Source organism: Acidimicrobiia bacterium (assembly GCA_040881685.1).
Lineage (GTDB): Bacteria > Actinomycetota > Acidimicrobiia > IMCC26256 > PALSA-555 > SHVJ01.
Map to the genome: position 1 here is coordinate 66,064 of JBBECS010000050.1, position 9,424 is coordinate 75,487.

A 9,424-nucleotide genomic window follows, 5' to 3' on the forward strand; every position below is an offset into this window, starting at 1 on the left:
CACGGGTTACTGCGGGTCGGTCGGTGTCGCCGGGTCGGGAGGTGGCCCGGCGTCATCGATGTCGGGCGTCGACACCGCGTCACCGGCCTGGGCAGTCGGCGTGTCCTCAGCGAGGGGCGGGAGGGTTGGCGCGGGCTCGACGTGGTCCGACTCGTCGTCGGCGAGCACGTCGTCGAAGTCGCTCCGCAGGGTCTGCTGGAACTTCCGGATCTCGCGCACGCCTTTGCCGACCTGCCGACCGATCTCGGGGAGCCGGTTCGGTCCGAACACGAGCAGCGCGATCACGAAGATCACGAGGATCTCGGCTGGGCCGAGCGACACGCAGCGCTCCTTGTCCCCTGGGTTTCAGCGCACCTTGCTCCGCGGGATCGTACCGCCGCGGGTCTGGGTAGCTGCCTTGGGCGCGAGCCGAAGGCGGAGGCTCAAGCCGGTGTGTCGCCGACGAGGGCGTTGAGATGGTCGGCCCAGTCGCCACGTTCGAGAAGGAGGTGGAAGTCGAGGAGATCGTCGGGCGTGAGCGCGGGCCCGTCGTGGGCCTCCTGGAGCTCGGCGGGCAGCCGCCAGACCTCCTCGCGGACTCCTACCGAGACCAGCAGGGCACAGATCGCCGGGGTCGCCTCGTGGACGACGGCGCCGGCGCAGCGCGGGCAGCGGAAGCGATAGGCACCGCGGTCGTCGTCGACGCACACCCGGACGGTGAGGTCGACGACCCGCAAGCGGACCGCTCCGCAGCTCTGGCACTCGGCCTTGATCGTTGCCACACAGGGTCCATCGGCACGGCCCCAGGGGCCCTTGAGGCCCGGTTCCGGGGCCTACGGTCAAGATCCGCCCAACGGCGCCCGTACGATGCGGCCTCCGTGACCCCCATCACTTTCGCCCATCGCGGGGCAAGAGCCCAGCACCCCGAGAACACGCTCCCCGCCTTCCGGTATGCCATCGAGCACGGCGCTCGAGGCCTCGAGACCGATGCCTGGCTCTCGGGCGACGGGCAGGTGGTCCTCGTGCACAACAGCTGGGTACGGGGCGCCCGCCTGGGTGTGGTCCCCCGCCGGATCCCGGTTCCGACGACCAGCGCCGCCCGTCTCCACGACCTGGGGGTGCCCCGGCTGGCCGACCTGTACGAGAAGCTCGGGTCGGCCTACGAGCTCTCGATCGACCTGAAGGACGGCGGCGTGGGCGAGCGGATCGTCGAGCTCGCCCGCGAGTCGGGCGACCCGGGCCGGCTCTGGCTGTGCTCGCCGTCCCGGCGCGCGTTGCGGGCGCTGCGTGACGTGGCTCCGGATGTGCACCTCGTGCACTCGCAGACGAAATCCCGCCTCCAGACGCCACTCGAGCGACACGCCGCTGACCTCGCCGAGGCGCGCATCGAGGTGATGAACATGCACCACTCGGAGTGGACCGCGGGCTTGGTCGCGCTGTTCCACCGCTTCGAGGTCAAGGCGTTCGCATGGGACACACAAGAAGTGCGTCACCTGCAAGCCATGCACACGATCGGCATCGACGCGGTCTACTCCGACCACGTCGCGCGCATGGTCGAGACAATCGACGGGCCGGCCGCTAGCTAAAGAAAACCAATATCACCGATGGGCCAGATGCGGACGAAGACGCGGCCGATGATGAGGTCCTGATCGATCGGGCCGAACACGCGGCCGTCGCGGGAGCTCAGGCGATTGTCACCGAGCACGAGCACTGTGCCCGCCGGGACGACGCATCCTGCCTCGGCGCCGGCTGGTTCACCGCACGGCTTGGTCCCGGCGTCGTTCACACAGGACGGCTCCGACGGCGTCTGCTCGTCGAAGTCTGTCCGGGCGCCCTCGGGCAGGTAGGGCTCTTTCAGGACGCGTCCGTTGATCAGCACGGACCCGTTCGCATCCGCGGTCACGGTGTCACCGGGGAGTCCGATCACCCGCTTCACGAAGTCCTCCACGTCGTCGGTGCGAGCGCACGCCGGTGCCTCGAAAACGACGATGTCGCCACGGTTCACATCGTGGAACTCGTAGCTCAGCTTGTTCACGAGGACGCGGTCCTTGACGTCGAGCGTGGGCTGCATCGAAGCCGAGGGGATGTAGAAGGCCTGAAAGAGGAAGGTCTTGATGAGCACCGCGATCGTGACGGCTGCCACGATCAGCAGCACCCACTCGACCACGATGCGCTCGAAGCGACTCAGACGTCGTCGGGACTTCGGCGGCGACCCGTCGTCGATCCCACTGCCTTGAATCCTCGACGCGGGGAGGACCGCGGTCGCGTCTCCGTCGTATCCTCCAGGCCCCGTCGGGCCAGCATTGGTCACGAAGGGTGCTCCACGGCGGCCCATCCTCGCACGTCGGGGCGCGTGCTCCGGGCTCGGGTCGAGGGCGTCACCGTGTCGATTCGTACCGCGCCAGGACGCGCGCGGCCGCAGAACCGACGACCTGACGCGCTTCGGGCGGGTCCAGTACCTCGACCGCAGGTCCGAGACCCAGGACGAGCCGCTCGAGGAACCCCGCGGCGCTCACGGGGAGCACGACGTCGACACGGCCGCGCGTTCGCGGGGTCACCGACTCGGTCGGCAGGTTCTCGACAACCCACGCGGCCTCCGGTGCGAGGCGCAGCTTCACCCGGAGATCACCAGGATCGGGTCGGTACACGAGGTCGCTGAAGTCCTCGTCCGTGCTAGCAGGCTTGATCGGGGTCGTGATCGTCTCCCCGGTTGAGCGAACCGACCGGATCCGATCCACGCGGAAGAGTCGATCCCCGCCCGCGGCGTGGCAGTACGCGGCGAGGTACCACTCGCCGAACGCATGGAACACGCGCGCGGGGTCAACGACGCGGGTCGTCATCTCGTCGCGGGCAAACGAGTAATACTCGATCTCCAGCTGTGCGTGAGCCGCGACGGCTTCCCGGAGCTGTTGGAGATCTCCTGCGTCGCCCACGTCGACCGCCACCCCACCGCGCGCCCCGAGGGCGTGCTCGACCTTGTCCAGCGCGCTGGCCAGCGGGCCCTCGGCGTCAGCACCGGGGACCGCGAGCAAGGCTCGGCCTGCCGCCAACAGTGCGATGCCCTCGGCCGGTGTGAGTCGGAGCGGCCGCTCGAAGTACTCAGCGAGTCGCAGCGATACGGCGCCGTCGTCAGCGACCCACACATCGATCAGTCGGTCGGCCGTGTACGGCGGGAGCCCGCACATCGGCAGCAGCTCGAGATCGCGCTCGATCTCGTGCGCGTCGATCTCGAAGCGCTGCGCGAGCTCGGGAATCGTCACCCCGGGATGGGTCAGGATCCACGGCACGAGCGCGAGCATCCGCTCGAGGCGCGGGCCGGACGGCGGAGTGCGGGTCATTGCGATGCCGCCACCAGGTTGCGAAGCCACTCGATGACGTCGCTCCGAAGCTCCTCGGGCGCGATCACCTCGGCGTGCTCCAACAGGCCGAGGACCCAGGTGCGGAAGGCGGCACGGTTGACGACCGAGAGACCGACGACGACCGCGCCGTCCTTGCGCCGTTCGACGACCGCGTCTTCACCCAGCTCGTCGACCACCCACGCGGCGCGGGTTGCATCCACCAACACGCGCGCTTGCACCGGCTGTTCGTCGCCGTACGTGAGAGGGTCGGCTCGTAGGTACTCGGCCGGGTCGACATCGGGCGGTGAGACGAACGCGCCGGCATCTCCGTACGCGGGTGATCCTTCGATGCGCTCCACGCGAAACGCGCGTGGCGCTTGACGCTCTTGGTCGCGTCCGACGACGTACCAGTGCCCGAACCGGTGCACGACTCCGTACGGCTCAAGGCTGCGCGTCTCGCCCCGGTACTCGAACGTCACGACGCGGCGCTTCGTGACGGCGTCGAAGAGATCAGGGAGCGCGGGAGTCGCCTCCAGCTCCGCCAGTGGCGTAGCGGCAGATCCCTCGAACCCACCCAGCTTGCGCAGACCTTCACGACCCGCGCCGCCGACGAGTCGGACCGCGGTGATCGCCACGTGCAGCGCCGCCCGCTCGTCCGCGCTGAGACCGAGGTCGGGCAGGTAGTAGTCCTCCGGGCGGATCCGATACCCGGGTTCCCCGCCCAAGCCGTCGATCGTCTCCACGGCAACGGGCACGCCCAGATCCCGCAGGGTCTCCTTGTCGCGCTCGAACGCGCGGCGCCGCGCGCTCTTTTCCGTCGGGTAAGCCGGCTCCAGTCGTTCGGCCAGCTCTTCGAGCGAGAGTGGTCGTCGCGTGTCGAGGAGCGTCGCCGTCAGGTTCACGAGCCGTTCCACTCGGTCGGTCATGGGTTCGTCTGCATCGCATCCACCGCGACGATGCCGGCGGCGGCAGCCGCTAGGAACAAAACCGGATCGTCGGCGGCGCTTCGCCCCATCGAGACGATGTCGAGCTGGTGCTGAGCGAAGAGCTTCAGCACGTCCGGCGGGTCGACTTCGACCAGGTCGTGACGGGTATCGATGCCTGCTGTCGCGAGGTCCGCTCGCAACCGCTCCTCCTCCGCACCGCCGACGAGCGGGAACGCCACCCGCACTCGCTCTCGACATGCAAGCCGCAGCGCGGTCGCGCTGTGGTGCGACAAGCCGTAATGGCGCGGTCTCGGATCGGCGAACGACACGCGCAGCGCGGCGATGGGAATCCCTTGGAGCGCCGCAACGGCGTCGAGCACCGGACCAACCTCCATGCCCGAGAAGCCCAGGCGGGTGTTCGTGCCCACGATCCCTGGCCCCATCGCGACGACAGCAACGTCGGCCTCGGCGACATGCTTGGCGACCGCCAACGCCGAGAAGATCGACACCGCTTCGAAGTCGCCACCGAAGGCGTGACCGCAGGTCACCGTCGCATCGACGAGTGCACGGTCGCGAAGCTCGTACACGAGATCCGACATCGCGATCGGGAGCCCGGCGCCATCGGTCATGACGTAGACGACACGCGCCGTCGGGCACCGTTCCTTCACGGCGACGGCCACGGCCGGTAGCTGGCTGTGCAGGGCCGCCGCGACGACAGGCAGGCCGTCGATCGACTCGACCTCCGCGAGGCTTTCGATGTGCTCTTCGCTGCTGCCGACGTCTGCCTGCAGGCTCGTGTAGCGACTCTTGATGATGTGGCCGGGGCCGCGCTCGCTCCAGCCTTCACGTTCGAGGTTCCAGTGCACGACGTGCCAGCCGCCCGTGCCCAGCCCCAGCTCGACGGCCGTCGTGTTCACGACCACGCGATCCCCGAGGGCGACCGTTCCCGTGAGCTGGAGCAGCACGTATGCCTGCTCCGGCCCGCTGCCGAGATCGACCTCCACCCTCTGGAGCCCCGAGCGCTCCTCGAGGAGGCGGGTCACAGTCCCCGATCGGAACGACGGCATCCGCGGTGAGCGACGGCTACAACGAAGCGATGAGCCGTTCGACGCGCTCGTCACGCGCTTTGAACGGGTCCTTGCAGAGCACGGTGCGCTGCGCCTGGTCGTTCAGCTTCAAGTGCACCCAGTCCACCGTGTAATCGCGCTTGCGCTCCTTGGCCCGCTTGATGAACGCGCCGCGCAGTCGCGCTCTCGTCGTCTGGGGAGGCGTGCTGACCGCGGTGTCGATCGCTTCATCGGTCGCCGTACGGTCGACCTGGCCGCGTCGCTCGAGCAGGTAGTACAGCGAACGTGAGCGAGTGACGTCGTGATATGCGAGGTCGACCAAAGCGACGCGGGGATGCGTGAGCGGAAGGTCGTGACGCTCTCGATACGCCTCAATCAGGTGGTATTTCACGACCCAATCGATTTCGGTGCGCAGCTTGAGCGGGTCGTTCTCGAGGTGCGTCATGACGTGCTCCCACATGTCGAGCGCTTGCTGCTCGAGGGGTGAGAGACCGCGCTTCTTCGCGAACTTCATCGCTCGGTTCAGGTACTCGGCTTGCATCTCCACCGCCGAGAGCTCGCGACCGTTCGCAAGTCGCACACGACGCCTGCACGTCATGTCATGACTGATCTCGCGGATGGCGCGAATCGGGTTCTCGAGCGACAGATCGCGCCAGGGACCGGGATCTTCCTCGAGCATGCGGAGGAGGATCGACGTGGTGCCGACCTTCAGGAACGTCGTGTACTCGCTCATGTTCGAGTCGCCGACGATCACGTGCAGGCGCCGGAACCGCTCCGCGTCGGCGTGCGGCTCGTCACGGGTGTTGATGATCGGCCGTGAGCGGGTGGTGGCGCTCGACACGCCCTCCCAGATGTGCTCGGCCCGCTGTGAGATGCAGTACATGGCGCCGCGGGCCGTCTGGAGGACCTTCCCGGCGCCGGCGTACACCTGGCGGGTGACCAGGAACGGGATCAGCACGTCGGTGAACTTGGTGAAGTCGCCTTCCCGTTCGACGAGGTAGTTCTCGTGGCAGCCATACGAGTTGCCCGCGGAGTCGGTGTTGTTCTTGAAGAGGAACACCTCGCCCCGGATGCCCTCCTCACGAAGCCGCTGCTCGGCGCTGCGGACCAGGCCCTCGAGAATGCGCTCCCCCGCCTTGTCATGGACGACGAGATCGTCGATCGCGTCGCATTCCGGCGTCGCGTATTCGGGATGGCTCCCGACGTCGAGGTACAACCGCGCGCCGTTCTCGAGGAAGACGTTGCTCGAGCGGCCCCACGACACGACGCGTCGGAAGAGGTAACGCGCGACCTCGTCAGGGCTCAGACGTCGCTGCCCACGCAGTGTGCACGTGACGCCGTACTCGTTCTCGAGCCCGAAGATCCGCCGTTCCACACCCCGAGCGTACCGGGCGGGCAACCCCGTCCTGGTGCAGTCCGTGGCGCCGCTCTCAGGTGCCGAAGATCGTCACCACGTCCTTGCAGGACTTCTCGTCATCGAACGCCTGCAGGAGATCCTGGTCGTTGAGCTCGCTGAACGGATCCGTGCGCTTCAAGTCCAAGAGATTGATCGCGACCTCGAACGCCGAGATGTCCGCCTGGAACGCGACACCGGTCGCGTCCGCAGCTCGGAACGACTCGAGCGCGTCGGACACCTCGCTGTGCACCGTCTTGAGTCCCGTGACGAAGAGCTTGGAGATCTTCTTTCCGTCATCGAGGTCGGGGCGCACCTTCTTGAGCTTCGTCTGGGCGCTCAACACATCGTCGAGCAGCGTCTCGGTGAGGTCGACGACCTGGCCCTGGAACTCCTCGGGGTCGGTCGAGGACGTGTCCTGGTTGTAGGAGTCGATGAAGGTATTCACCTTGGCGGTCACGCTGCCGTACACGCCGCACACGGTCTTGGCGTACTTCGCGGTCGACACCGGCTTCGACTTGGCGCCGACCGAGGCGGAGGCAGTTCCCGCCAGCGCGATCACACCGACGACGGCTCCCGCCACACATGCCCGCCACGACTTCACAGTGGTCCCCTCTCGAAGGCGAACGTTCTACCCCGGATAGACGAACGAACCGCGCCAGCGCTGTCACCCACCCGCGGGAGGCGGCGTGGGCTCATCTCGTCAGCCGGCGAGTAGCACTTCGAGCTCGGCGCCTCGGACGCGCTGGAAGGCGCGGCGGGTCCGTGCGCGATCGAGGAACGCGACCTCGAGTGCGCCGGCCCCGAGCGGCGGCTGGTCGGGCGCGGAGAGGACAGCGGCGCCGAGCTTCACCGCCGCAGCCCGCTCGGGCGCCAACTGGTACTGCGCACCGAGGGCCTCGGCAACCTGGTCCGACTGGCCACCGAGAACGCTGAAGCCCTCTTCGTCCATCACGGTGCCGTCGTAGAGGATGTGGAACAGCTCGTCCTCGGCGGGCGACTCCCCCACCTGCGCGACGAGGATCTCCACCTCGTACGGCTTCATCTCATGCGTGAAGATCTGGCCGAGGGTCTGCGCGTAGGCGTTCGCCAACGAGCGGGCGTTCACGTCTTCGCGGGCGAACGAGTACCCCTTCACGTCGGCTTGCCGCACACCCGCGATGCGCAGCATCTCGAACTCGTTGTACTTGCCGACCCCTGCAAACGCGATGTGGTCGTAGATCTCACTGATCTTGTAGAGCGTGCGCGAGGGGTTCTCGGCCACAATGACGATCGAGTCGGTGGCGCTCATCGCCACCAGGCTCCGCCCACGAGCGATCCCCTTCCGGGCATAGTCGGCCCGGTCCTTCATCACCTGCTCGGGCGACACGTAGAAGGGCATCGTCATAGCCCGGCGCCCTCCTCACGCCCACCGAGCTGCTGCTCGGCGCGTGCTGCGACCTCGTCGTCGATCACCGGCGTGAAGCCTTGGGCGTCGATGACCGCAACCGTGGGGAAGATGCGCCGGACCAGGTCGGGCCCGCCGGTGGCCGCGTCCTCGTCGGCCGCGGCAAAGAGCGCTCGAAGCGCGAGGTCGATGCAGTCGTTGCGCGTGAGGTCTTCGCGCCACGTGGCCTTGATCCAGTTACGCGCGTGCACGCCGCCGGAGCCGTTGGTCTGGAAGTCGGCTTCCTCGTACTTGCCGCCGGTCACGTCGTAGCTGAAGACGCGCCCGATACCGCGCCGATCGTCGTATCCCGCAAACAACGGAACGACGACGAGTCCCTGCATCGCCGCGGGCAGGTTGGCGCGCACCATGCCCGCGAGCTGATTCGCCTTCCCGTCGAGCGACAGCCCGTCGCCCTCGATCTTCTCGTAGTGCTCGAGCTGCACCTGGAACAGCTTCACGAGCTCGACGGCCGGCCCCGCGGCACCCGCGATGGCGATCCCCGAGAAGTCGTCGGCCGGGAACACCTTCTCGATTCGGCGACTCGCGATCGACATCCCCGCCGTTGCACGCCGGTCGCCAGCCATCACCACGCCGTCCGCGAAGCGGATCGCGACCACGGTCGTGCCGTGCACCGTGTCGACCAGTGCGGTCCCGACGTCAGGCGCACCCGAGCCGGCAACGCCATGCGGCGCCATCCGACGCAACACGTCAACAAACGACGACCCCGGATCAGAACCGGGCGAGAAGAATGGCAACGGCGCCTCGTTCACAGCAAGTCAGGCTAGCCGGACACCCCAACAAGCCCCCGTGCCCGAGCGATCGCCAGCTCACGTAGCTCGTATCTACCGCTCGGCACGAACCCGTCGCACGCGAGATAGTCGACAGCGCGCTCCGCGATGCTGATGTCCTCTCTCAGCTGACCGAGCGCGTTGTTGCAGCGCACACACAAGATCCCTCGAACACCGCAACGTTCGTCGCGGTGATCGACATGGAAGGACTCGCTGGGGCGTGGAGGCTCCCGACACACGGCACAGACACCGCCCTGGGCTTCGAGCATCCTCCCGTACTCCTCGAGCGTGATCCCGAAGGTTCGCTGGAGGTGCTGATCTCTGAGCCGCTCACGAATCAAGGGATGACGCGCACGGCGCGTTGCGCGTGCTCTCTCGAGATTCGCCTTGCGCCAGTCAGCGGCGTTTCTGATTGCCTTCTCGCGATTGTTCCGGTACCACTCCCGCGCCCGCGCTGCGAAGCACGCTTTGCAGTCGCCCCGCAGGCCGTCCTTGGTGCCCTTG

12 protein-coding genes are annotated in these 9,424 nt (G+C 67.7%); 1 reads left to right on the forward strand and 11 read right to left on the reverse strand.

What is annotated here, in order from left to right; genetic code table 11:
* Positions 1-6: 6 nt before the first annotated feature.
* On the reverse strand, positions 7-321 hold the full coding sequence (locus WEE69_12905) for a twin-arginine translocase TatA/TatE family subunit (protein ID MEX1146191.1): 315 nt from the start codon (positions 319-321) through the stop codon (positions 7-9).
* A gap of 101 nt (positions 322-422) precedes the next feature.
* Positions 423-761 carry a hypothetical protein gene (locus WEE69_12910; protein ID MEX1146192.1) on the reverse strand — a complete coding sequence of 113 codons (339 nt, stop codon included), beginning with the start codon at positions 759-761 and terminating at the stop codon, positions 423-425.
* 96 nt (positions 762-857) lie between these two features.
* Between WEE69_12910 and WEE69_12915 the strand changes: the two genes are divergently transcribed.
* Positions 858-1,565, forward strand: coding sequence for a glycerophosphodiester phosphodiesterase (locus tag WEE69_12915; GenBank protein ID MEX1146193.1), 708 nt, complete (start codon positions 858-860; stop codon positions 1,563-1,565).
* Here WEE69_12915 and lepB read toward each other — a convergent pair.
* The 9 genes from lepB to WEE69_12960 all read right to left on the reverse strand — a co-directional run.
* Positions 1,562-2,290: a signal peptidase I gene (lepB, locus tag WEE69_12920; GenBank protein MEX1146194.1), complete on the reverse strand. Its 729-nt coding sequence runs from the start codon at positions 2,288-2,290 to the stop codon at positions 1,562-1,564. The two genes, WEE69_12915 and lepB, sit on opposite strands and share 4 nt — an antisense overlap.
* A 67-nt stretch (positions 2,291-2,357) precedes the next feature.
* A complete protein-coding gene (locus WEE69_12925) occupies positions 2,358-3,317 on the reverse strand; it encodes a WYL domain-containing protein (GenBank protein ID MEX1146195.1) in 960 nt (319 codons plus the stop codon).
* Positions 3,314-4,243 (reverse strand): WYL domain-containing protein, encoded by a 930-nt coding sequence (locus WEE69_12930; protein MEX1146196.1) that lies wholly within the window; start codon positions 4,241-4,243, stop codon positions 3,314-3,316. Before WEE69_12930 ends, WEE69_12925 begins: the two co-directional genes overlap by 4 nt.
* Positions 4,240-5,286: a DUF3866 family protein gene (locus tag WEE69_12935; protein ID MEX1146197.1), complete on the reverse strand. Its 1,047-nt coding sequence runs from the start codon at positions 5,284-5,286 to the stop codon at positions 4,240-4,242. The genes WEE69_12930 and WEE69_12935 overlap by 4 nt, the downstream gene beginning before the upstream one ends.
* A gap of 40 nt (positions 5,287-5,326) precedes the next feature.
* Entirely contained in the window at positions 5,327-6,685 is a 1,359-nt protein-coding gene (gene pafA / locus WEE69_12940; GenBank protein MEX1146198.1) for a Pup--protein ligase, read from the reverse strand.
* Between the two features lie 55 nt (positions 6,686-6,740).
* Positions 6,741-7,307 carry a hypothetical protein gene (locus WEE69_12945; GenBank protein MEX1146199.1) on the reverse strand — a complete coding sequence of 189 codons (567 nt, stop codon included), beginning with the start codon at positions 7,305-7,307 and terminating at the stop codon, positions 6,741-6,743.
* Between the two features lie 99 nt (positions 7,308-7,406).
* On the reverse strand, positions 7,407-8,090 hold the full coding sequence (gene prcA / locus WEE69_12950; protein ID MEX1146200.1) for a proteasome subunit alpha: 684 nt from the start codon (positions 8,088-8,090) through the stop codon (positions 7,407-7,409).
* Positions 8,087-8,902 carry a proteasome subunit beta gene (gene prcB / locus WEE69_12955; protein ID MEX1146201.1) on the reverse strand — a complete coding sequence of 272 codons (816 nt, stop codon included), beginning with the start codon at positions 8,900-8,902 and terminating at the stop codon, positions 8,087-8,089. The genes prcA and prcB overlap by 4 nt, the downstream gene beginning before the upstream one ends.
* 11 nt (positions 8,903-8,913) lie before the next feature.
* The coding region (locus WEE69_12960) for an endonuclease VII domain-containing protein (protein MEX1146202.1) at positions 8,914-9,424 on the reverse strand (511 nt) is incomplete at its 5' end.